Origin of the sequence: Mycobacterium sp. 050272, from assembly GCF_039023525.1 — a bacterium.
GTDB lineage: Bacteria > Actinomycetota > Actinomycetes > Mycobacteriales > Mycobacteriaceae > Mycobacterium.
Window position 1 is genome coordinate 22775 of record NZ_JBCHKV010000021.1, and the last position, 22535, is coordinate 45309.

The 22535-nt window shown below is 65.7% G+C and carries 24 protein-coding genes; 12 read left to right on the forward strand and 12 right to left on the reverse strand.

Features of this window, described 5'->3' with window-relative positions; genetic code table 11:
* Positions 1 to 143: 143 nt before the first annotated feature.
* From AAHS21_RS27685 to AAHS21_RS27705, 5 genes are all read left to right on the forward strand, one after another.
* On the forward strand, positions 144 to 797 hold the full coding sequence (locus AAHS21_RS27685) for a TetR/AcrR family transcriptional regulator (RefSeq protein ID WP_342930713.1): 654 nt from the start codon (positions 144 to 146) through the stop codon (positions 795 to 797).
* A complete protein-coding gene (locus tag AAHS21_RS27690; protein ID WP_342930714.1) occupies positions 794 to 2464 on the forward strand; it encodes a CocE/NonD family hydrolase in 1671 nt (556 codons plus the stop codon). Before AAHS21_RS27685 ends, AAHS21_RS27690 begins: the two co-directional genes overlap by 4 nt.
* 128 nt (positions 2465 to 2592) lie before the next feature.
* Entirely contained in the window at positions 2593 to 3447 is an 855-nt protein-coding gene (locus tag AAHS21_RS27695) for a transglutaminase-like domain-containing protein (protein WP_342930715.1), read from the forward strand.
* A 79-nt stretch (positions 3448 to 3526) separates the two neighbouring features.
* Positions 3527 to 4606 (forward strand): calcium/proton exchanger, encoded by a 1080-nt coding sequence (gene cax / locus AAHS21_RS27700; protein ID WP_342930716.1) that lies wholly within the window; start codon positions 3527 to 3529, stop codon positions 4604 to 4606.
* Positions 4607 to 4667: 61 nt separating this feature from the next.
* Positions 4668 to 4988 (forward strand): DUF1330 domain-containing protein, encoded by a 321-nt coding sequence (locus AAHS21_RS27705; RefSeq protein ID WP_342930717.1) that lies wholly within the window; start codon positions 4668 to 4670, stop codon positions 4986 to 4988.
* On the opposite strand, the gene AAHS21_RS27710 is transcribed toward AAHS21_RS27705, so the two are convergent.
* The 4 genes from AAHS21_RS27710 to AAHS21_RS27725 are packed head-to-tail and all read right to left on the reverse strand — an operon-like array spanning position 4966 to position 8390.
* Positions 4966 to 5367, reverse strand: a complete 402-nt coding sequence (locus AAHS21_RS27710) for a protease inhibitor I42 family protein (RefSeq protein ID WP_342930718.1) — start codon at positions 5365 to 5367, stop codon at positions 4966 to 4968. The genes AAHS21_RS27705 and AAHS21_RS27710 overlap by 23 nt on opposite strands.
* A gap of 26 nt (positions 5368 to 5393) precedes the next feature.
* The gene (locus tag AAHS21_RS27715) at positions 5394 to 6221 is read right to left on the reverse strand and encodes a mycofactocin-coupled SDR family oxidoreductase (protein ID WP_342930719.1); all 828 of its coding nucleotides are present in this window, start codon (positions 6219 to 6221) and stop codon (positions 5394 to 5396) included.
* Positions 6218 to 7795, reverse strand: coding sequence for an NAD(P)/FAD-dependent oxidoreductase (locus tag AAHS21_RS27720; protein WP_342930720.1), 1578 nt, complete (start codon positions 7793 to 7795; stop codon positions 6218 to 6220). The genes AAHS21_RS27715 and AAHS21_RS27720 overlap by 4 nt, the downstream gene beginning before the upstream one ends.
* The gene (locus tag AAHS21_RS27725) at positions 7788 to 8390 is read right to left on the reverse strand and encodes a TetR/AcrR family transcriptional regulator (protein ID WP_342930721.1); all 603 of its coding nucleotides are present in this window, start codon (positions 8388 to 8390) and stop codon (positions 7788 to 7790) included. Before AAHS21_RS27725 ends, AAHS21_RS27720 begins: the two co-directional genes overlap by 8 nt.
* A gap of 529 nt (positions 8391 to 8919) precedes the next feature.
* Here AAHS21_RS27725 and AAHS21_RS27730 point away from each other — a divergent pair.
* On the forward strand, positions 8920 to 9450 hold the full coding sequence (locus AAHS21_RS27730; protein WP_342930773.1) for a hypothetical protein: 531 nt from the start codon (positions 8920 to 8922) through the stop codon (positions 9448 to 9450).
* Here AAHS21_RS27730 and AAHS21_RS27735 read toward each other — a convergent pair.
* Positions 9425 to 10756, reverse strand: a complete 1332-nt coding sequence (locus AAHS21_RS27735) for a cytochrome P450 (protein ID WP_342930722.1) — start codon at positions 10754 to 10756, stop codon at positions 9425 to 9427. The two genes, AAHS21_RS27730 and AAHS21_RS27735, sit on opposite strands and share 26 nt — an antisense overlap.
* A gap of 113 nt (positions 10757 to 10869) precedes the next feature.
* On the reverse strand, positions 10870 to 11439 hold the full coding sequence (locus AAHS21_RS27740; RefSeq protein WP_342930723.1) for a helix-turn-helix domain-containing protein: 570 nt from the start codon (positions 11437 to 11439) through the stop codon (positions 10870 to 10872).
* 65 nt (positions 11440 to 11504) lie between these two features.
* Here AAHS21_RS27740 and AAHS21_RS27745 point away from each other — a divergent pair, with 65 nt between their 5' ends.
* Positions 11505 to 12923 (forward strand): secretion protein EspB, encoded by a 1419-nt coding sequence (locus AAHS21_RS27745; RefSeq protein WP_342930724.1) that lies wholly within the window; start codon positions 11505 to 11507, stop codon positions 12921 to 12923.
* A gap of 152 nt (positions 12924 to 13075) precedes the next feature.
* Entirely contained in the window at positions 13076 to 14119 is a 1044-nt protein-coding gene (locus AAHS21_RS27750; protein WP_342930725.1) for a 2-dehydropantoate 2-reductase N-terminal domain-containing protein, read from the forward strand.
* Between the two features lie 7 nt (positions 14120 to 14126).
* Here AAHS21_RS27750 and AAHS21_RS27755 read toward each other — a convergent pair whose 3' ends face one another.
* Both AAHS21_RS27755 and AAHS21_RS27760 read right to left on the reverse strand, forming a co-directional pair.
* Entirely contained in the window at positions 14127 to 15602 is a 1476-nt protein-coding gene (locus tag AAHS21_RS27755) for an FAD-dependent oxidoreductase (protein WP_342930726.1), read from the reverse strand.
* Complete coding sequence (locus AAHS21_RS27760) at positions 15599 to 16006, reverse strand: hypothetical protein (RefSeq protein ID WP_342930727.1); 408 nt, start codon at positions 16004 to 16006, stop codon at positions 15599 to 15601. Before AAHS21_RS27760 ends, AAHS21_RS27755 begins: the two co-directional genes overlap by 4 nt.
* Before the next feature lie 86 nt (positions 16007 to 16092).
* On the opposite strand from AAHS21_RS27760, the gene AAHS21_RS27765 reads away from it, so the two are divergent.
* Together AAHS21_RS27765 and AAHS21_RS27770 are read left to right on the forward strand one after the other, a co-directional pair.
* Positions 16093 to 16650, forward strand: a complete 558-nt coding sequence (locus AAHS21_RS27765; protein WP_342930728.1) for a TetR family transcriptional regulator — start codon at positions 16093 to 16095, stop codon at positions 16648 to 16650.
* A 4-nt stretch (positions 16651 to 16654) separates the two neighbouring features.
* Positions 16655 to 17077 carry a nuclear transport factor 2 family protein gene (locus tag AAHS21_RS27770; protein WP_342930729.1) on the forward strand — a complete coding sequence of 141 codons (423 nt, stop codon included), beginning with the start codon at positions 16655 to 16657 and terminating at the stop codon, positions 17075 to 17077.
* Positions 17078 to 17085: 8 nt separating this feature from the next.
* Here the strand turns inward: AAHS21_RS27770 and AAHS21_RS27775 are convergent, their stop codons facing one another.
* Positions 17086 to 17601 carry a nuclear transport factor 2 family protein gene (locus tag AAHS21_RS27775; RefSeq protein ID WP_342930730.1) on the reverse strand — a complete coding sequence of 172 codons (516 nt, stop codon included), beginning with the start codon at positions 17599 to 17601 and terminating at the stop codon, positions 17086 to 17088.
* Positions 17602 to 17634: 33 nt separating this feature from the next.
* Between AAHS21_RS27775 and AAHS21_RS27780 the strand changes: the two genes are divergently transcribed.
* Positions 17635 to 18516: a TIGR03854 family LLM class F420-dependent oxidoreductase gene (locus tag AAHS21_RS27780; protein ID WP_342930731.1), complete on the forward strand. Its 882-nt coding sequence runs from the start codon at positions 17635 to 17637 to the stop codon at positions 18514 to 18516.
* Between the two features lie 12 nt (positions 18517 to 18528).
* On the opposite strand, the gene AAHS21_RS27785 is transcribed toward AAHS21_RS27780, so the two are convergent.
* Positions 18529 to 19104 (reverse strand): hemerythrin domain-containing protein, encoded by a 576-nt coding sequence (locus AAHS21_RS27785; RefSeq protein WP_342930732.1) that lies wholly within the window; start codon positions 19102 to 19104, stop codon positions 18529 to 18531.
* Positions 19097 to 20542 (reverse strand): MFS transporter, encoded by a 1446-nt coding sequence (locus AAHS21_RS27790; RefSeq protein ID WP_342930733.1) that lies wholly within the window; start codon positions 20540 to 20542, stop codon positions 19097 to 19099. Before AAHS21_RS27790 ends, AAHS21_RS27785 begins: the two co-directional genes overlap by 8 nt.
* A 121-nt stretch (positions 20543 to 20663) precedes the next feature.
* Between AAHS21_RS27790 and AAHS21_RS27795 the strand changes: the two genes are divergently transcribed.
* Entirely contained in the window at positions 20664 to 21383 is a 720-nt protein-coding gene (locus AAHS21_RS27795; protein WP_342930734.1) for a CoA pyrophosphatase, read from the forward strand.
* On the opposite strand, the gene AAHS21_RS27800 is transcribed toward AAHS21_RS27795, so the two are convergent.
* Positions 21384 to 22454 carry an LLM class flavin-dependent oxidoreductase gene (locus AAHS21_RS27800; protein WP_342930735.1) on the reverse strand — a complete coding sequence of 357 codons (1071 nt, stop codon included), beginning with the start codon at positions 22452 to 22454 and terminating at the stop codon, positions 21384 to 21386.
* Positions 22455 to 22535: the final 81 nt, after the last annotated feature.

Genomic DNA, 22535 nt, shown 5'->3' on the forward strand with positions numbered 1-22535 from the left:
AACCCCTTCCCCGTCCTCGAAGGGGCCGTATTCTGTTGATTCGCAGTCGAATTCCTTTCCGCAAGGACGGACCAGCACTGCGAGACCAACCACAGCCGAAAGTAGTCGTTGACAACTAAGTAGTCAACGACTACTTTAGCGATGTGGCCGAGCAGAAACCGTTCCACCACGGCAACTTGCGTGCCGTCCTGCTCGATCAAGCGCAGGCGGTGCTGCGCGATGGTGGCCTGGACGCGCTGTCCCTGCGGGAGTTGGCGCGCGAGGCCGGCGTCAGCCACGGCGCCCCGCGCAAGCACTTCGCCGATCGTGAGGCGCTGCTCGACGCACTCGCCGAGCGTGGCTTCGATCAGCTGGCCGAGCGAATCGGCGAGGCGGCCGCGAAAGAACCCGACGACTTCCGACGCGCCCTGCACGCCGTGGCGTCGGCATACCTCGAATTCGCGGTGGCCGAGCCCGCGCTATTGGACCTGATGTTCGCGGCCAAGGTGAACAACCCTTCTGATGCTGTCCGCAACGCGGTCGCGAATCACATGGCGGCACTGCTGCGCATCATTTCCCGCGGTGTCGACGCCGGTGCGTATGCACCCAGCGACGTGGAACGCCTGACATTGGTGCTGTCGGCGAGTGTGCAGGGCATCGGCGGCCTGGTCACCTCGGACCGGATCACGCAATCGCAGAGCCAGGCCCTTATCGGCGATGCGATTGCGCTGTTTCTCGCCGGCGCGTCGACCGACGGCTGGAGGACCTTCGCCGACGACCATCCCTGGCAATTCTGGACACACCGGGAAACACGATGACCGACAAGCCGATCCGCGAGGTGCCGGCGGTCGGACGCTCGGCGCGGATGCGACTCGTCGATCGGGCGATGACCCGCATGCTCGGCTTGCCCCCGGCGACGATCGACTACTCGGTGCGCAAAAATGTCCCCGTGCCGATGCGCGACGGCGTCGTCCTTCGCGCCGACCACTACCTGCCGCGCACCGCGACACCGGCCGGCACGCTACTGCTGCGCTGCCCCTACGGCCGCGGCGCGCCGGTGTCGTGGATATACGCCCAGCTATATGCCCAACGCGGCTATCACGTCGTATTGCAAAGTGTGCGCGGCACATTCGGTTCCGGTGGCGAATTCGCGCCGGCCACACACGAAGTCGAAGACGGGGCCGACACCGTGGCCTGGCTGCGGGACCAGCCCTGGTTCACCGGCACCTTCGCCACGCTCGGCCAGTCGTATCTCGGCTTCACCCAGTGGGCGCTGCTCGTCGACCCACCCCCCGAACTCGTCACCGCGGTCATCATCGTCGGACCCCACGAGTCCAAGTCGCTCATCGCGCGCAACGGTGGGCTCGCCTTGAACAACGTGTTGTGGTGGTGTGCTCAGGTCGCGAATCAGGAGATCGGCGGCCCCGGTCGAAGAACGCTGCGGCAGTTCACTTCCGAGCGTGGCGTGCGGGCGGCGGCAAACCGGTTGCCGTTAGGCCGCAGCGGCCGCGACCTGCTGGGGGAGGGGGCATCGTGGTACGAAGACGCGCTGGAACATAGCGGCGTCAGCGACGAGTATTGGCGGCGCGCTGACGTCGAGGCGGCCCCGGATCGCACGAGAATCCCGGTGCTGCTGATCGGCGGGTGGCAGGACCTCTTCCTCGGCCAGACGCTCGAACAGTACCGGCGACTGAAGGCCAACGGATCAAATCCCGCGCTGCACATCGGCGCGTGGACACACCTCGAGATGTTGGGTAGGTCGGCCGGACTGATCACACGCGAGACATTGCCTTGGCTGGCAAGGCATCTCGCGGGCACGAGTTCGGTTGCTCGGAGTCCGGTGCGCATCTTCGTCACGGGCGGCCCGGGCTGGCGCGACCTACCCGACTGGCCGCCGGCCTGCCGAACCCGCACGCTCTATCTCAATTCGGGTGCCGCACTGTCGGATGCCGCGGCCACCGACGAGTCGGCGTCACGATTCACCTACGACCCGGCCGATCCCACTCCGACGATCGGCGGGCCGTTGCTGTCCGCTTCCAACGTCGGGTATCGGGACGACACCGAATTGAGCCTGCGAGACGACGTGATCACCTTCACGACAGCGCCGCTGACACACGACTGGGAGGTCATCGGAACGCCATCGGTGCAACTGCGACATTGCACCGACAATCCTCATGCCGATGTCTTCGTTCGGCTCAGCGAGGTCGATTCGCGCGGTCGCTCGCGCAATGTTTCCGAGGGCTTTGTCCGCCGCGTCGACCAAGACCCGATTGTGCGAATTACATTGGATGCCATCGCCCACCGCTTCCGAGCCGGGACAAGGATCAGGCTGATGATTGCCGGCGGCTCGCACCCGCACTACGCCCGCAACCTCGGCACGGGCGAACCGCCATTGACCGCCGTCGCGATGAAGCCGTCACGCCACACCGTCGCGCACGCGTCCTCGCGTCTGGACCTGCCCGTCGTGGAGACCAACCGGGATTAGCGCCTTGAGTCGAACCGGGCTGGCTGCCGACGAGCGGTCCGAGGCATTGTGCGGTAGAAAGTGCGTAAACGAAAGCCCTGCCAAGCAGCGTGCGGGATTCGGCTCGCTTTGAGGAGAGGCTTGATCGTATGCCTGCATGGAGACGCCGCGGAGTGACAGACAACAGCAGCACGACCGACGTTCGCCGCAGCGTTGGCGCGGAAATGGAAGTCGAGGTGACCGAGCCCACGGTACTGGATTTCCAGATCGCGGTGAGTCGTCGACCAGGCCTCGAGGTGACCGAATCGCTGACCATCAAGCACAACGGCAAGACCGTTGAGCCGCGCGAGATCATCGGCGCGCATCAGACCCGAATCCATGTCCTGCCCGCCGACAAGGGAACAGTCACCGCGTCGTACGAGGCGACGGTCGACGGCCACGCGGACCCCGAACCCGTCACCGACATAGACGCCATCACCTATCTGCGCCCGAGTAGGTACGCCGAAGCCGACAAGTTCTTCGGTTTCGCCGCAACCGAATTCGAGCAGTACGGCACCTCGGTGACCCTGCTCGAGAAGGTCTCGTCGTGGGTTGGCACCCGGCTGAATTATGTTCCCGGGTCTAGTGATCCGATCGACGGGGCCGCCGACACCTTGCTCGCGGGTGCCGGCGTGTGCCGCGACTATGCTCATCTGGTGATCGCGCTGCTGCGCGCGGTCCATGTCCCGGCCCGACTGGTCGCGGTGTACGCGCCGGGCTGCCAGCCGATGGATTTTCACGCCGTGGCCGAGGCGTTGATCGACGGGGTCTGGCAGGTCGTTGACGCCACCTGCCTGGCACCGCGCCAGTCCATGGTCCGTATTGCCACGGGCCGTGATGCCGCCGACACCGCGTTCCTGGACAACCATGGCGGTGCCATCAACCTGCAAAACATGACCGTCACCGCCGTCGTCGACGGTGAGCTCCCCAAGGACTCCGTCGAGCAACTCGTCAGCCTGGGGTAGGAACCGCCCTACTCGCGCTCTGGCCAGGGCGGTCATCGCCGCGTCGCGGCACCGCGTCGACTGACATTAGGGTTGATCCATGCCGGATGCCGCCACGCCCGTCCTGGTCCGATCCGATCGAATCCTGTTGATCCTGTCGGCGGTGTTGGTGCTGTGCGCCGGGTTCGCCCACTTCGGCGGCTGGAACTCGGTGCTGACCTTCGTGGTCGCCGCCGCGGCGGTCGGTGTGCTCGCAGCACTCGTCGGCCACAGTGTGGATCAGCTCGGCGACCGCTTTGGAGCCGGCGCCACCGGGGTGCTCCAATCGGCGCTCGGCAATCTTCCGGAGCTGTTCATCTGCCTGTTCAGCCTGCGGCACGGCCTGGTCGACGTGGTCCGCGCGGCTTTGGTCGGATCCATCTTGGCCAACCTGCTGCTCGTGTTGGGTCTCGCGTTCGTGGCCGGCGGGCTACGTCACGGTACTCAGCAACTCGGGTCCCACCGCGCACGCACCGTGACGGTGCTGATGTTGCTGTCGGTGACGGCGTTGTCGATCCCGTCGGTGGCTTACTGGATCCACACCCCGGCCTCCCACCACGAAGACGCCCTGTCGATCGTCGTCTCGGTGCTGTTGCTGGGGCTGTTCGTCCTATCGCTGCCGGCCTCGCTACGCCGGCACGACGACGAGGCCCCGCCCGCCGGAATCCACGAGCACCCGCGCTGGCCGGTCTGGCTCGCGATCGGCATGCTTGCCGGCGCCGGGGTTCTGGCGGCTTTCGTGTCGGAGTGGTTCGTCGACGCGCTGCAACCGGCTATGCACGCACTCAACATCTCCGAGGTGTTCGCAGGCCTGGTCGTGGTCGCGATCGCCGGCAACGCGGTGGAGAATTTCGTCGGCATCCAGCTTGCCGCCAAGGGGCAATCCGCGTACGCGTTCTCGGTCGTTCTCAATTCGCCACTGCAGATTTCGCTGGTGCTGGGGCCGGCGTTGGTGCTCATCTCGCAGGCCACCGGCATGGCCGGGCTGACCTTGGTCTTCAGCCCGATGTTGGTGGTGGCGTTGCTGCTCGCGGTCATCCTCACCGCGTTCATCTCGTTCGACGGCGAATCGACGTGGCTCGAAGGCGCCACCCTGGTCGTCCTCTACGGGATCATCGCCGCAGCTTTCTGGTGGGGTTGACCCGCATCTGCTCGGCCGGCCCTCATAGCGGCGAATCGCTGGCGCACGTAACGTCTTTGACATGAGCGTCTATGCCTTGAACCTCTTCGACATCGCCGACGCCGACGAGTACCGCGCCTACTCACGACGGTCACCTGCCGAGGTGGCCAAGCACGGCGGTCGCGTCGTTGCGCTCGGAAAATTTCAGGAGGCGGTTCTCGGCGACATCGAACCGCGTCAGGTGCTGATCCTGGTGGAGTGGGAATCGCGGGAAGCCTTCGACAACTACTGCAGCGACCCCGAACTCGCCGATCTGCATCCGCATCGCGAGGACGGATCGTCGAAATACATCTGGCACCTGTTCGACCGTCTCGACGACCTCAGGCCGCTGCTAAATCGATGATCCTTTTCTGCACAGTCACATCCAGCCCATAGCGCCTTGCGACATTGCTCGCATTGTCTTCCTGCACGAGTGTGACATGCACGGTGCCCGCGCCCGTGGCCTGATATCTGCTGGTATGGATGCCGGGGGCGGCGGGTGCTTTGTTGTCCCATTGATACCGGGACCCGAGATATTTGAGGATCGCGGTATCGGGCGAGCCTTCTTCGTGCCATTGGCAGTGTGACGTCGGGTAGTCGTCGGTCAAGACGATGTCGAAGATATCGCCCTTGCGAATCGTGACATGTCCGCCGTTGTCGGAATCATGCGCCGCCGCGTCCGGGCTTGAGCAGCCGGCAACCAGCACCAGGCAGGCCAACAGCATTGCCAGCTTCGGGAGCATGTTGACCACACTAGCTGCCCGGCGACTCAGATCTTGAGATAGCCTTTGTCGGCGGGGATCTGGGCGGCGGTGACCAACGCGGACGCGTCGCTGGCAAGCCAGACGACGATGTCGGAGATCAGGTCGGGAGCAGCCAGCGACTCGGTAGGCAGTGCGCCCGGCGAGAAGCTGTGGATGTAGTGCGGGTGGTCTTGAAAGACCTGGTACATCGACAGATCGTTGCCCATCGGGGTGTCGGTGCCATAAGGATGCACCGAGTTGGCGCGGATGCCGAACTCGCCGAGTTCGATTGCCAGCGAGTTGGTGAGGCCGACAACACCGAATTTGGTTGCGCAGTAATGCCCGCAGCCCGGCACGGCCTTGATTCCCGCAGCGGAGCTGATGTTGATGATCGATCCGCCATTACCGGCGTCGATCATGGCCGGCACCACGGACTTCATGGTGTTCCACAGCCCGGTGAGATTGGTGTCGAGCGTCTCCTGCCACTGTTGGGCCGAAATCTCCCACACCCGGCCCCAATTCAGCACCCCGGCATTGGCCACGACGATGTCGAGCCGTCCGAATTGCTCGATCGCATTCGACACGACGCGCTGCTGGCCAGCCAGGTCGCGGACGTCGACCTCCTCGGCAAGGATCTTGCGGCCCTCACTCTCGACCAGATTGACCGTCTCGGCGAGGTCTTCGGGTGTCGCCGGAGGATAGCCGTTGTGCTGGGCGACCGGTGCGCACGCGTCGATCGCGACGATGTCGGCTCCGGCGCGGGCCAACCGGACGCAGTGTGAGCGGCCCTGTCCGCGGGCTGCTCCGGTCACGAAGGCGACCTTCCCGACCAGCGGTGTGGCGGTTTCGCTCATGCCGATAGCTCCTCTGCTGGCGGCGCCGACTGTGGCTGGATGGCGGGTTGGGTGCGAAACTCGTAGTCCGTCAACGGCGATCGCCGGCTGAACCGCCGCGACGCGATGATGGTCTGCGGACGGTGGTAGACGGTGTCGCGCTGAGAGTTCACAAAATAGGTGGACAAGCCGGGGTTGCAGGCCGTCAGGTAGAGGTGCACGGCCTTGCCTTGCCGCTGCATCCGATCGTTCCAGCGGTCGAACGCGGATTGGCTGACCGCGACCGAAGTCGCGCCGCGCTGTCGTGCCTCGTCGATGATGCGCACGGCGTGGGCCGCCATCGTCTCGACGAAGTCGGGCCAGGCGAATCCGACGAAGCCCAGCGGTCCGACGATCTCCCACCGGTTGGGCAGCCGCGGGTGCGCCGTCCCGGAATAGCTGCGCAAACCCTCGGCGCGGTAATACTGCGCAAGGTCGAAGCCGTTGTCGCCCAGAATCGTTCCGGGACGGTAGGTCTCAGGATCGGTCCACAGCTCGTAGCCGGTGGCCAACACGATCAGATCGGCGGGGCGATCGGTGCCGTCGGTGGTCCGGATCCCGGTACGGGTGATGCGCTCGATCGGGGTGGTGACCAGCTGCGTGCCCACCTGGTTGAACACGGGCAGGAAGCTGCTGGAGATGACCGGACGCTTGGCGAGCAGGCCGTAGCGGGGCACCAGCGCGCGGCGCGTCTGCGGATCCTCGACCACTGCGCGCAGCAGCAACCGGTATAACAGTCGGCACCAGGCGTCGTAGACCGGCATGAGGCGCGTGAGTACCCGGCCGGGCAGCCGCGGCAACAGATGCATCAGCGGCGCGAGCATGAACGCGTCCATGCCTGCCCGCCCCAGGGCATTAACGGAACCGACCGCTCCGGGCAGCCGCAACAGCCGGCGCATCCATGGCGCGATGTCGAAGTCGACCTTGGGCAGCACCCACGCTGGAGTGCGCTGATAGACAACGAGACTGGCGGCCCGGTCCGACAAAGCCCCGGCAATCTGGACTCCGCTGGAACCGGTACCGATGATGGCGATGCGTTTCCCCGCGGTGTCGTAGTCGTCGTCCCAGGCATTGGGCCGCAGTATCGTTCCGGTGAAGTCGTCGACGCCGTCGATGCCCGTGACGTTCTTGGCGTTGACATAGCCGCCCACCGAGTTGATCACGAAGCGCGCCGACACCGGCGGCTGATCCTTGATCGAAAGATGCCACCGGCTGCCTGCGGCGTCCCATTGTTGTTGGACAACTTCGGCATTGGCTTGCAGGTGCTTGTAGAGCTTGAAGCGCGCCGCGGTGTCGCGCAGATACTGGTAGATCTCCGGTCCCGGCGCGAAGAATCGCGTCCAGTGGGGGTTGGGCGCGAAGGACAACTGATACCAGAGCACCGGGATGTCGACGGCCAGACCGGGGTAGTGGTTGTCCCGCCAGGTGCCGCCGAAGTCGGGCCCGCGCTCCAAGATGACGAAGTTGTTGATGCCCTTGTCGCGCAACAACTTCGCTGCCGCGATCCCGCCCGGTCCGGCACCGATGATCGCCACTTCGTAGTCAGGTTCAGCCACGGTCGGCCCCGGTCAGGCCGGCGACGATGTGATCACAGACGTACCGGCGCACGGCACGGGGATTGTCGAGGTTGACCGCGATCGGGGGGATCAGCTCGAAACTGAACAGCATTCGCACGATCCATTCGCTAGCGCGCGCCGCGTCGACCGTCGGACCGACTTCTCCGTTGCGCTGAGCGGCCTGGACCAAGGGCTTCCACAATTCGATCGCGCGGCGCATCAACTCGTCGCCGCCGTGATCCAACAGCAGAACCAGGAGGCCTCGATCCAGGCCACGCGGTATCGATTGCGAGCGTTGACGATGCGCGCAAATCAACACCGCGACCGCGGCCGCCTGCTCGGCCAGGGTGGCTTCCCCGGCGATCTCGACGGCCATGGTGTCGATGAACCCGGCAGCCAACTGATTCAGCGCGGTGGCAATCGCGTTGTCACGGTTGCCCAACAGATTGTGGACAGTGCCACGCGATACGCCGGCGGCTTCGGCCACCGCCGTCAGGCTGAAGCGCCTGGGCCCTAGCTGGCGCAGCGTGTCGGAGGCGGCGGTCAACAACGCGTTCGGCACCGGCCTGGTGTCTCGCGCGGCATCGACGGGCACTTGAACACATTAACGATATGTGTTCAATGAGGTCAATAGGGCGGCAGACCGGGCGAGCGCCGAAATATTGATGGTTTGACCAGGCATCGAGCGGGTATTTTCACGGAGCGATACAGGAGAAGGGGGCCGAGATGACGATGGTTGAGCACGGTCGCACGCGGTGTCCGCGATGCGCGGCGTTCGCTGAGTACCGGTTCCTCGAACTCGGCGACAACAAACTCAAGTATGAGGTGCACTGCGGTAGCTGCGGCCATGTGCACGCTGAGGTAACCGGCGTATCGGCCGCTCCCGCCACTGCCGCGTAACGGCTTCATAATCGGCTTGTATCGAGCCATAGCAACCCGATCTTGGACAAGCTCCACACTGTCAGACGACGCTGAAGTCAAAGGGCGAGTTAAGCAATCGCCCATCGAGCGTCAGGAGCAAGAGCATGACCACGTCGTCGCCCAGAGTGCACTACCAGGCCCGTGGATTCGCGCGGCGGTTGTGGATGCTCGCTATCGCCGGTGTCGTGGCCGCGGCGGTCGTCATGATTGCAACCGGCAACAGGCAATCGGTGCGCCTGGCTTCGGTCGGCTCGATCGCCATCGTGAATGGTGTCTCGATCACGCCGGCTCCGGGTTGGACGATCGCGGACCGCGGCCCCAACTGGGTGGCGCTGTCCAACAGTGACTCCAGCGCGCAGTTGCAGGTGGCGGTCAAACCCGCCGGCGGAACCGATCTCGTCGGCGTGCTGCAGGCCGACATCAACCAGTTGTCCGGGACGCCGGCGGCCGGCTTGATCAACGTCAAGAACCTCAGCGCACCCATCACGAGAACGCTGCAAGACACCAACTTTCAGCAGGAGGCATTCGTCAACTACACCGCGGACGTGTCAGGTCCGCAGGGGCCGATTCCTGTGATCGGCACGTTCAACGAGTTGCTGAACACCTCGACTCACCAGTCGGCTTTTGTCAACTTCCGGCAGAACGACAATGCCACGACGCAGGTCGACAACGACGGCGAATTGATGATCAATTCACTACTTGGACAGCCTATTTCGCGCGCCGGTGAGCGATGATACGGGCGCCGTGGGAAGGGATGTAGACGACGTGACGCGCGCGGGCTGTTTCGGGTCGGCTGCGGCCGGGCGAGAGACGGTAGTTGAGCAGGACCTCACGAAGGATCGCGGTGGATTCCATCATCGCGAATCCGCCACCGAGACAACGGCGTACTCCGGCGCCGAACGGCAACCAGTTCCAGGCGGTGGCAGAGCCGTCGAAGAACCGTTCGGGTCGGAACGCGTGCGGATCGGTGTGCTGCCCGGGATCCGACTGGACGGGGCCGATGCCCGCGAACACGGTGTAGCCGGCGGGGACGCGGTAGCCGCCCAGTTCGATATCGTGGGTCAGTCGTCGTGCGACGGCGTAGAACACCGGATGTAGTCGCATCGACTCTTTGATCACCGCCTCGAAGTATTTGTCGTCGCCGTTGTCGACGGCCGCAATGGCCTTGTCCTGCAGCGCTTGATCATGCGCGAGGTCGTGCAGGGTCCACGACAGCGTGATGGCGGTGGTTTCGTGGCCCGCCAGCAGCAGGGTCACCATCTGGTCGCGCAGCTCGGCATCGGAGAGCCGGTCTCCATCTACTTGCGTGGCGATCAATTGGGACAGCACGTCGCCGCGGTCGGCGGTGGTGCCCGTGTTGCGGCGCTCACGGATCTCCGTGTAGAGCGCGTCGTCGATCCGCTCCCGCAGTTGACGGAATCGTTTCCAGGGCCCGAACCGCTGCAACTGCGGGACCACCTCGCCGGCGTACACCGCCATGGATGCGGAGACGAGTCGCGAGAACGGGACACGAAGCGCGTCGAGCTGGGGTCCCTCCCGCAGACCCAGGACCACGCGCAGCATCATCTCCAGGGTTACGGCGTTCATCCGCGGTTGCGCGGCGAACGCGGTGCCGACCGGCCAGCGGCCCATCTCCCTGGCAGCCAGCTCGTTCATCATGTCCCGGTAGCCGCGCAGCGCGGCGCCGTTGAAGGGTGGCACCAGCAGTTTGCGTAGCCGTTGGTGAGCAGCTTCGTCGGTAGTGACCACCGAGCCCTCACCCATCACGTTCCGAATCCCCTGAATTCGTCCTTCGCCCGCGTGGAAGGTCGTCGGCTCGCCGCTCAGCACGGACCGATTGAGCTCAGGACTGCATACCAGGACGGACGGCCGGCCCAGGACGGAAACGGCGATGACGTCGCCGTAATGCTTGCGCAGCCACGGCGTGATGCGATCCCGATGGGAGAACAGCGCGGTCTGCACCACGCCGGGCACCCGCGGGCCGGGTGGTAGCGGCAGCTGCGCGAGTCGATCGGTCGTGGCCGGCGTCGTCTGGCTCATGTCAGCTCGCCCAAACGGTGCGGAACATCGGCGCCTCCTCGGGGCTTTCGACGCGCACTCAGCCTACCGAGCATCCGCCGGTGCCGAATCTCGAGACGACGGTGCCGCGGGCCTCAGTGCGGTTCAGCCAGTCTGGCCATCTCGGCGAACATCGATTCGCGCAACTCCTCGCGAGACAGATCCTGAAGTCCCGTTGCCGCGCGCACGAACGGCTCGAACAACTGCCAACCCAGCAGCAAGGCGATCGCATGCGAGGCGCCGAGCCGGGCGCTCTCTTCGCTCTCGTGCTCGGGCCGAATGCCTTCCAGCAGCCGGGCGGCGGCGGGAAAGCTGGACTGCAGTTTGCCCGCCGGAAACCCGTCGAGCAGGGCACGCGCGATGACCCGGAGGTGGATGGAGGCGGCCGCCTCCCTCTCCTCCGGGGACGCATCGCCGTCGGTCAAGGTGGCCAGCTTCGCGGCCAGGTGATCAAGCACGGCAGCGACAAGCTTCTCTTTCGTCCCGAAATGGCGAAACACCAAGCCGTGGTTGACATGGGCCCTGGCCGCGATGTCGCGAATCGACGCAGCACCGGGCCCGCGCTCGGCGAACAACTCCGCCGCGCTGTCCAGGATCGCGGCTGTCACCTCTGCACGGCCGGTTGGAACGGGAGCTGCATCGGGGCTTGCGCCGCGTGTAGTCATATGTCTACACTATCATCGTAGTCAGTTGACTACACCCACCCGAAACTCCGAGGGGACGATCTGCCATGACACAGCCGCAGACGCTGAGCGTGGAATACGAGGAGCTGATGGCCCGGGCCGACGAGCTGGAGGTCCCGATCCCGGGCTTGCCCACCGAAAACCCCCAGGCCCCGTGCGTCTTACCGATGGTGATCACAGCGGCGGCTCAACTCGCGCTGTCCGCCGACAACATGCGGATCTACCTGGAAACCGGCGAACGAGAGTGGGACGCGCTGGCCGAGTCCCTGCGCAATGCCGCCAAGGCCTATGAAGAGGTCGACACCGGCGCCGCGGCAGCCGTCGACAACGGCGATGCGTCAGTGTCGGCGGCGACGACCAGCACCCAGATGAAAAGCATCGCCCCGCCACCACTCACCGACACGCAAATCGCGGCAGCAGACGAACCGGCACCGTACCGCGACGTCAAAGAGGCGGCGCAGGAGATCAGCGAACCCGATCAGGGCGTGGCGTTCACCAGCTTCGCCGAGGCGTGGACCGCGTGTCAACGGACGTTGTTGGAGGCCGCGTATCGGTTCCGGCCCTTCGAGTCCTGGGAGGGCGACGCGCGCTACGCGGTAGAGGCGAACTTCGACCAGCAACGGGCCTGGCTGTACCAAATGGCGGATCTGTGCGGCCTGATGGCCACCCAGGCCCGCGGCGTCGTATCGACGCAAAGTTGGGCGCTCCCGGAGCATCCCACGGTGCAACAGGTCGAAGACCTCGATTACCTCTGGTACCAGTGGCAGACCAGCTATCCCTGGAAGATGCAGTGGTCCGACCTCAAGCCCGTGTTGGAAGAGGAGTACGCGGCGCTGCAGGAGAAGTCCGAACAGGTGCTGGCCGAATACGAGCAGCGGGCCGCTTTGCCACTGCCGCCGATCAGTCCGCCGAGGGCTCCCGCCGCCTGTGCCGTTGTGCCGCCGATTGACCCCGGTGCCTACGACGTCGGTCCCGGCACCGAAACGCCCTATCCCGAATCCGCCAACGGGCAGCTCCCGACGGGAGAGAACCGTCCGGAGTTGGGTGCCATGCCGTCTGCCGACACGGCCGCGACGCCGACCGGCGCGACCCCGGGCGGTGCTGTGGCCGCGGTGCCGGACCCGTCGAAACCGGCCGGCATGAAACCGGCGTCGTCCGGTGGCGCCGGCATACCGCCGCTGCAATCGGTCCCCTCAATGCCACTGCAGGCGCCGGCCGAAGGAGGAGGGGGCCTCCGGCCGGCGCCGGCAGCACTCACGCCCACGGCACTGGGGATGCCGGGTGGTGGAGGCGCGATGGGCGCAGGCGGCATGGGCGTGCCGCCGATGGGTGCGCATGGCGGTCACGGACAACAGGCCGGCAAAGGCAAACGCCGGCAGGCCGACGCATCGATCTACTGCGAGAACCGCGCCTGGACCGAGGCCATCCTCGGCCGGCGCCGATCGAAGGATGCTGCCGACCACTGAGGGAAAGAGAGAGCGGGCCTTCTGCAGAGGTTGTTGGTCGCGGGGTGCCAGCAACCTCCGGCGGAGGCCCGCTCTCGTATGCTCACCGGGCTCTCAGCAAGTCGACGTAACCTCACGCACGAAAACATGGGAGCCGACGGAAGGTGGGCCAATTGTCAGCGGAAGTTGACCACCGATACGTAATCGTCGGCGCCGGCGCGATCGGCGGCACCGTCGGTGGGGTGCTGGCCCGCGCCGGTATCCCCACGTTATTGGTCGCGCGCGGCCGGCATGCCGAGGTCTTAGCCGCCCAAGGCATCACACTCAAAACGCCCGACGGTGCTTTCCGTACCGCGGTCAGCACGGCGCGAGGACCCGACGACATGAGGTTGACCGACCGTGACGTCCTGGTGTTCGCCACCAAGACTCAGCAACTCGATGCGGCACTACAGGAATGGGTCGACCAACCCGTCCATGGACCGGGCGGTGTGATCGGAACCGCGGGTGAGCGGCTGCCGGCGATGACCGCACTCAACGGCGTTGTCGCAGAAGAGAAAGCGCTGCGCTACTTTCGCCGGATATTCGGGATCTGCGTGTGGTTGCCCGCCGTGCACCTGGAACCGGGTGAGGTCATCGTGCGAGCGTGGCCGGTGGTCGGGCAGTTCCACATTTCGCGGTGGCCCGCGGCGCTGCGCACGCAGGAGGACGCCGACCTGCTGGCCGCCCTCGCGGAATCATGGACAGCGGCCGGAGTCCGGGTCCGTACGCCAGACGATGTCGCCCCGTGGAAGTACAACAAGCTGCTGAGCAACCTCGGCAACGCCGTGGGCGCCCTCACCGGCGACGCGGTCGGCGAGGTGGTGGCCGCGCTGCGCCGCGAAGGGGAAAACGTATTGCGGCACGCGGGAATCGAATTCATCTCGTTCGAGGTCTCGACGGCCGCCCGCGCCGACGGGCCGGCGATACGGCCGGTGCCCGGATCGAACACCGGACCCAGCAATTCCACCTGGCAGTCGCTGAGCCGCCAGACCGGCAACGTGGAGACCGACTTCCTCAACGGTGAGATCGTCCGTCTCGCTCATCAACACGGGATCGAAGCGCCGTTGAACACCGCCTTGTCCCGCGCTGCCCGGGCAACGGTCCTCAGTGGCCAGGGTCCCGGACGTTATTCGGCCGAGCAGCTGGCACAACTGGTGGGGGTCGACAGAATCGGCTGACAGCCGATTACTTTGTCAGACAGTCGAGTTCACGGCCCGTCCAACGCGCCAGCGCTTCGGTGCCCGCGGTCCGGTCGGCCGAGGCACCCGCCCAGGCGATGTAGCCGTCGGGACGCACCAATACCGCCGGTCCCTCGTCGGCCCGCTCGACCTGCGCGAGTCCCGCCGCGTCGATCGGGTCCGCGCCCCGCTCGCGGATGAAGACGAACCCGGGCAGGCGCTGCAACTCGGTGAGCCTGCCGTGCCGTAGCGGAATCTGCGTGGCACGGGTGCCTACCAATGAACTTTCGCCCTTGTGGTGTCGATACCGCAACGTTGTTCCGGCGAAGCTCCCGGCGATCGCGTCACGCACGCGAGGAATGCGAAGAATCCTGGGCGCCAATAGATTTCGAATGGCGCGTGCGACCGGCTGGTGCAGCTTGATCCCGCGGGCCATCAAGCCGGACTGCAGCAGGACTCGTTTGCCGATCGGATGACGCTCGTCGTGGTAGGTGTCCAGCACGGCGTCATCCGCGCCGGCAAGCACCGCGTCGATCTTCCACGCGAGGTTGGCCGCGTCCTGGATGCCGGTGTTCATGCCCTGACCGCCCATCGGGGAGTGGACGTGTGCGGCGTCGCCGGCCAGGAAGACTCGCCCGTGCCGATACTGCGCGACTTGGCGTTCGTCGCAATGGAATCGGGACTTCCAGCCCACGTCGAGCAAGCCGGGATCGGGATTTATCGCCCGGGCCAGGATGCTGGCGATCTCGTCGGAGTCGACGGGCACGTTGTCGGGTTGCTGATTCTTGCGATCCCAGACCATCGCGCGATACCACGCACCGCTGGCATCGCGATCGTCATAGGGAGCCAGAAACGCGAACTCGTTGCGAGTACTGCCCAGCGTCAGGCCGCGCCCGGCTGGCCCGTGCGCGAGCAACACATCGGCCAGGACGATCGACGACAGGATCGTGCGACCCGGGAAGTCCGCACCGACCAATGCGCGCACCGTGCTGTGCGCACCGTCGGCACCGATCACATACTTTGCCCGCCAACGGGTGTGTGGCCCCGCTTCGTCGCCGTGCGGTCGGGCGGTCACCGTCACGCCGTCATCGTCCTGGTCGAGGCCGACGACTTCGACACCACGTTGGACGCCTGCGCCCTGCGCGGCGGCGTAGTCGGCCAGGGCCCGATCGATATTGGTCTGTGGCGTGATCATCGCGAATTGATACGGCGAGTCGAGGTGGGTGAGGTCGATGCGGGCACCGCCGAACATCGTGACGCCCGGTGCCTGATGCGAACGCGCTAACAGGTCCGCGGCGAGCCCCCGTGCGTCGAGGACCTCTAGCGTGCGGGCCATGGTGGCGAAGGCCCGGCTGGACGGGTTGATCGTGGGCCACCGCTCCAGCACGGTGACCGAACGGCCTGAGCGAGCGAGATCACCGGCGGCGGTCAGTCCAGTCGGTCCGGCGCCGACGACGAGCACATCGACGTGGTGGCCGGTCATCGCGCCACCGCGTCCGGGTGCGGGTACCAGCGGCGGATGTCGTCGGGCGTAGCCACGGCCGCACGATTGAAGACGAAGCGGCAGCCGGGCTGCGTGATGTGTGCGGCGTTGACGATCGACTCGAACAGCAGCGTGTTGTTGGGGATCAGCCGCACGCCGGCACCGATGAGCACCGCGTCGTATCGCTTGGCGTCCAGCCAGGTGCGGGCTTTGTCGGCACCCGCATCGCCGAAGTCGATGAGGCAGTTGTCGACCTGGTAGCCCGCGTCGCGCAGCGCGGCCACGTTGTCGTTGTTTGCGGTGCGCAGCTTCTCCCGCGACAGGCCCGGGAATTGCGCGAAGTCGGGTGACGAGTAGTCGATGACGTCGGGATCGAGTCCGATCTGGATTGCTGTGACGGCCATGGCCGCACCCCCGTTCAACAGTTGTTGAAATCAAACGGTAGGCCGGTGGGCGTGCTATGTCAACAGTTGTTGAATACACTTTCGCCATGGCGCCCAGAATCCGCGATGCAGAGGCCACCCGGTCGACGATCCTGACGACCGCCCGTTCGCAATTCGGGAACCACGGCTTCGAACGGACCACCATCCGATCGGTGGCATCGGAGGCCGGCGTCGACCCGGCGCTCGTCATGCATTACTTCGGAAGCAAGGCAGAGCTTTTCGCCGCGGCCTCCCGATTTGACGTCAAGTTTCCCGACCTCACTGGCATTGCCCCCGAGCGCATCGCCGATCTGCTGCTGCCGCTGTTCATCGGCGTGTGGGGACCGGAAGGTCCGCTGCTGCCGCTGCTGCGCGCGGCGGCGACCAACCGCACCGCCGCGGACGCACTGCTCGCGATGTTCGTCGATCAGGTGGCCCCGGCGTTATCGGCGGTGGTCCCCGATCGCGCCCACGAGCGCGCCGCCCTGGTGGGATCGCAACTCCTCGGCCTCGCGACGGCCCGCTACATACTGTGCATCCCGTCCCTGGCAGGCATGGACGACACCAGGCTCATCGAATGGCTGCGACCCGTGTTCGTGCACTACCTGGTGAATCCGGCACCATGATCTGATGCATCCCTTCCGAAAGGCGGTCGAGGACCGCGACGAGGCAGCCATCCAGGCATTGCTGTCCGACAACGTGGTGTTCACCAGCCCGGTGGCGTTCAAGCCCTACGTCGGCAAGCCGATCACCGCGGCGATTCTGAGCGGCGTACTGCGGATCTTCGAGGGCTTCCACTACGTCCGCGAGATCGCGGGCGCCGACGGCCGCGACCATGCACTGATCTTCGAGACCGGCCTTGCCGGGGCGCCCGGCCTGAAGATCACCGGCTGCGACTTTCTGCATTTCGACGCGGACGGCCTGATCGACGACTTCATGGTGATGGTGCGTCCGCTATCCGGCGCGACGGCGTTGTCCGAGGCGATGGCCGCCCAGTTCGGCCGGATCCAGCAGGAGGCTGTCCAACTGGCCGAGAAGTTCGCCACCGCCTGACAGCGGCGTTATTTCAGGACCGCACCGAGGATTCCGACGCGCCCGGCGTCGGCTTCTCGGCGCAACACCGTGGTGGCCAGGTCGAACCGCACGCCGGGAACCGTTTCGTTGACGAACGGGTTTCCGGTCCACCAGGTGATGCGGCAGACCCGGTGAGTGATCCGCCAGCCGACGGGAGTGCGTACCAGCGCATCGTCGTACCAGCCACTGCCCTCCCAAAGGGAGTTGCCGTCGACGGCCTTGCGCACCAGCCGCCACCCGCCGTTGCAGAAGCTGTGCGCGCGGTCTTGATCGACCTGGACCACATGGGTGGACATGGTGTGCTGGGTGGAATCGAAAGGGTCATGGAACGTGGCGAACTCGGACTTGAACCGCTCACGATCCCCCCAGCGCGATGCCGGACCGTAGTCGGCATCCACATCGTCGGCGAAGATCCGGTCGAACAGTTCCCAGCGCTGGGAATCGACGGCCAGGCCGTAGAGGTTCACCAATTGAGTGATCGCCGTAACGTCGCTGTCGGTCATGCTGCTGGATAGTAAGCGCGAAGGGAGACGCGGGTGAAGATTCGCTTCGGGGTCGGACTTGGCGCGAACAGCACGCCGGATCAACTCGCCGCCATTGTCGATCATTTGGAGAGTTCCGGCGTCGACTCGCTGTGGTTTTCCGAGCTTGTCTACGCACCCACGGTGGATCCGATGGTCGGGATGGCCTATGCGCTCGCCCGCACCACGCAGTTGAAGGTGGGCACTTCGGTCGCGGTGCTGCCGGGACGCCATCCGGTACTGGTGGCTAAACAGCTGGCGTCGTTGGCGGCGATCGCACCCAGGCGGGTCCTTCCGGTCTTCGGTTTACGCTCGGCAATTGCGGCCGAGCGTGAGCTGTTCGCGGTCCCGGACGGAGAGCGCGCGGCGGTGTTCGACGAGTCGCTGCGGGTGCTGCGCTGGGCGCTGTCCGACGACCCGGCCAGCTATCACGGCCAGTACTTCACCGTCAGCGGGGCAGCGATCACGCCGAAACCTGTTCCACCACTGGATATTTGGCTAGGCGGTTCGGCGCCGGCGGCATATCGGCGCATCGGCGCCCTGGCGGACGGCTGGTTGGGCAGCTTTCTGACTCCCGCCGAAGCGCGGGCGGGGCGCGAAGCGATCGAGCGCGCCGCCGATCAGGCCGGCCGCAAGATTGAGCCTGATCACTTCGGCATCTCATTGGGTGTCGCCGACGGCGAATTGTCGCCGGAGTTGGCCGCGGCGGCCCGCCGGCGTCGTCCCGACGTCGATCCCGCCGACCTGATCGCAGCGCACTGGGATCAGCTGCATCGCCAACTCGACGGCTATCTGGACGCGGGGTTGACGAAATTCGTCATTCGCCCTGCTGGCGCAGGGCCGGTGGCACGCTTCGTCGATCGATTCGTCGCCGAGCTGGCGGGCCGGCAGAACTGAGCACGGCTGCGCCTATTGCCCTTTCAGGCTGCCGATGCGCAACGAGAAGTCTTGCGGCTTCGCCGGCCGGGCATTCTCGATGTCCTCGACATACGCCTCGGGGTCGCGGTCGACGATTTCGATTCCCTTGGTGGTGGGGTGCCGGGCCATGAATTCGCTGTACTGCTGCCCAAGCGCTTCGCGCAGTCCGACCGGGGCGTTGCGGCGAAAGTCCGCCAGGCCTTCGCGTTCCTCCTCGGCCATGTGGTCGTCGTTGGCGACGCGGGTGCGGCCCACCGCAGCCCACCACGATTCGGTGCCCACCGAGGCTGCGTTGGCGTCGCGCACGCCGCCGCGAATGTCGTTGTGATCACCGATGGCATCCAGCGTCTCGCCTTCGGGGTCGTCGGTCCCGCGTTGGAGCAGTTGCGGATAAAAGATCTTCTCTTCGATGTAGGCATGCACGTCGAGCTTGTCGGCCAGCGGACGCCAGACTCGCGCGAGCGCGCGGGGGTTGGGCGGCGTCTGGGCTTGCAGCTCGTCCAGCTTGGCGAATTGTTCACGGAACCAGTCGTGGTCGTCGAGGATCAACATGGTGATGTCAGCCATTGCAACTCCCCGCCTTCTGCGCCTCGCGGTCATGGTGTCCGACGTCGAAGGCAGCAGTCAAGCCGCTGCCTTCGGTCTTCCACCAGACTGCCAGCGCGACGGCGATCAACGCCGAAGCGCCGGCGGCGGCCGCGATGAACACCCAGCCGCGCCGGACCGCGGCCAGATCGATGCCCGGCTGGTAGATCATCGTCAGGATTGCGGTGCCGAACACCGTGCCCAACTGCCGAGCGGTATTCGTCAGTGCCGATCCGGCGCCCCATCGGTGTGACGGCAGCGCCAGACCGCTGACGGCGGAAAGGCTGGGCATCGTCAGGCCGACACCTGCCCCGGTAAACAGTTGGCCCGGAAGGAAATCCGCGAGGTAGTGCGGCTCGGGACCCACCCGGCAAAGCCAGATGGCGATTCCGACCGCGTACAGCGCGGCACCTGCCGCGGCGACCGCGCCGATCCCGAACCTGCCGATCAGCCGGCCGGCGAACGTCAGCGAGACGACCACCACGACCGCGGGGCCGGGTGACAAACACCAGCCGGCGGCGGCGGGTGCCTTGCCCCACACCGTGGTGAACAGCATGACGCTGCCCAGCAGCATCGCACCGAACGCCGCGGCGAACAGCAACAGCGCCAGGCAACTCGCCCACATGGGGACCACGCGTACGGCAGCCAGATCCAATGCCGGGGAGGGATGACGCAGCGAACGCCAGATCGCCAGTGCCAACGCGCATCCGGCGCCGGCGACCGCGATCACGATCTTGCCGGTGTCAGAACCGGGCACGGGCAGCTCAATCAGGGCCCATACCAAAGCCCCGACACTGAACACAAGGCTCAGCGCGCCGAACAGGTCAGGCATCCCGCCACCGGTCGTAGCGGTCTCTGTGAGAACTCGCAGTCCGGCCACCAGGGCCAGCACCGCCACCGGTAGGTTGACGAAAAAGATCCAACGCCAAGATAATTCGACCAACAGGCCCCCGATCGGCGGGCCCAGCGCTGCGGCCATGGCGGCCACCGCCGACCACGTGCTGACCGCAACAGCCCGCCGCGCCGCGGGCACAGCGGCCATCAACAGCGCAAGCGAACTTGGCATCAGCATCGCGGCGCCAAACGCTTGCACCACGCGGAACGTCACCAACAGGGCAAAGGATCCAGCCAGCCCGCAGGCGGCCGATCCGAGGGTGAATACGGCCAACCCGCACAGGAAGATTCGGCGATGGCCGTACCGGTCTCCCAGGCGGCCGGCCGGATTCAGGAACGCCGCGAAGACGAGGGTGTAGGCGTTCAGGATCCAGGACATCGCACCGAGATCGGATGTACCGAAAGCCCCACGAATCTCGGGGAAGGCGATGTTGACGATGAACAGGTCCAGGCTGGCCAAAAACGACGCAGCGGAAACCACGACCACCGTCGCGGTCGCCCGGGCGGTGGAGAGCTGCGTGGTCAAGGCTGCCTCGCGGATCAGGTGGTGATTGGTCGACGGGCACCGTCGAACGCTGGATATAGCAGACTATACCGTGCAGTACCGGCCTTCGGATGTGAGAAACCTCTCGGCTTAGGCTGCAGACGTGACCATTCCTTATGACGAGGCGCTGCGCGAACAGGTTCGCCGCAACGTCGCGGGCCACGATCGTCGCATCGTGACGGACCCGAGCAAGCGGCGCGCCGCCGTTGCCGTGGTGCTCGTCGATTCGGAGGTCGGCGAGGACCGGGTCGACCCGGTTTCCGTGGAGGACTGGAATGCCGGCCGCCCGATGCCGTCCGCCGATCTGGACGGCCGCATGGTCGACGTGTCCGGTGGTGCGTCATTCCTGCTGTGCCGCAGAACTTCTCGCCTCAGCTCGCACGCGGCGCAGTGGGCGCTTCCCGGTGGCCGCCTCGATCCGGGGGAGACAGTGGTCGACGCGGCGCTGCGTGAGCTGCATGAGGAAGTAGGGATCGAACTACCAGGCTCGACCGTGCTGGGACTACTCGACGACTACCCGACTCGTTCCGGATATGTCATCACGCCGGTGGTGATTTGGGGCGGTGGGCGGCTCGATCTTCATCCGGCGCCCGACGAGGTGGTGGCGGTCTACCGCGTGGGGCTGCACCAACTGCAACGCGACGACTCACCGCGGTTCATCACCATCCCCGAAAGTCCGCGACCGGTCGTGCAGATCCCACTGGGCAACGACCTGATCCACGCCCCTACCGGTGCTGTGCTGTTGCAGCTGCGCTGGCTGGGCCTGGAAGGCCGGGATGACCGGGTTGACGGGCTGGAACAACCGGTCTTCGCGTGGAAGTAGTTATCCGACAACTACATTGGTAGCCGTCTGGGCTGCCAGCGGCCGGCTGGGAATCCGCTCGCGGAGAACCGGAGCGACGTCGGACACAAACAGCTCGAGGCTACGACGCTGTTGGGCTGGTGTCACGCCGTCGGTATCGGCGGACAGGTGCATCACTTCGTGGCCGAGCTGCTCGTGGTATCTGCCGACCTTGTCGATCACTTGCTGGGGGCTGCCCACCAATGCGGAACTTCGTTCGACGAAATCCTCGATCGAGTCGAACACCACCGGGACTCCCACGCGGCGCGCGGATGCCAGTCGGGCCTCGAACATCGGCCGGTAGGCCGCGACTGCTTCTTGCGACGTTCGGGTGACGTAGAACCCCGCGGTTCCCGCGCCCACCAGGGCATCCTCCGGGCGGCGTCCGTAGAACTCCCACCGCCGCCGGTAATGGCGCACCAGTTCCGCGTAGGGCTCGACGGGGTTGACGACATTGGCGGAGAAAATCGGATCACCGTGACGAGCCGCAAGGTCGACGGAGTCCTTACTGGTGGCGCTGCCGTGCCAGATCCGTATCCGGTTCTGCAGTGGCCGGGGAAGTGCTTTGGCGTTGACGAGCGGCGGCCGAAATCTGCCCGACCATGTCACGTTCTCGCTCTCCCACAGCAGACGTAACAGCTCATAGCCTTCGCGGTTGCGGTCCCACTGGTCATCGGCCGTCACGTGAAACAACTGGGCCTGTGCCGTCCCGTTGCCCTTGCCGATGATCAGCTCAAGGCGCCCGCCGGACAGGTTGTCGAGCGTGGAGTAGTCCTCGAACGCGCGGACCGGGTCGAGCAGGCTCAACGTCGTAACGCCGGTGAAAAGGCCGATTTTGGAGGTCCGCGCCGCGATGTTACTGAGCACCACCGGCGGCGACGAGGAGATGAACGGGTCTTCGTGGCGTTCGCCGACGGCAAAGCCGTCGAAACCCAGCTCCTCGGCCAGCACCGCCTTATCGAGCACATCGTGCAAACGAACCGCCGGGCTCTTCTTCTCACCTGAGATAGGGTCCGGCACATGCGTGATCAGCGTTATCAGCAGAAACTTCACCGCTATGTACGAACCGATCGATTCTCGACTTCATTCCATCCGGGCGCCGAGGTGAGGCGCGCCGATACACACAGCGCGCGC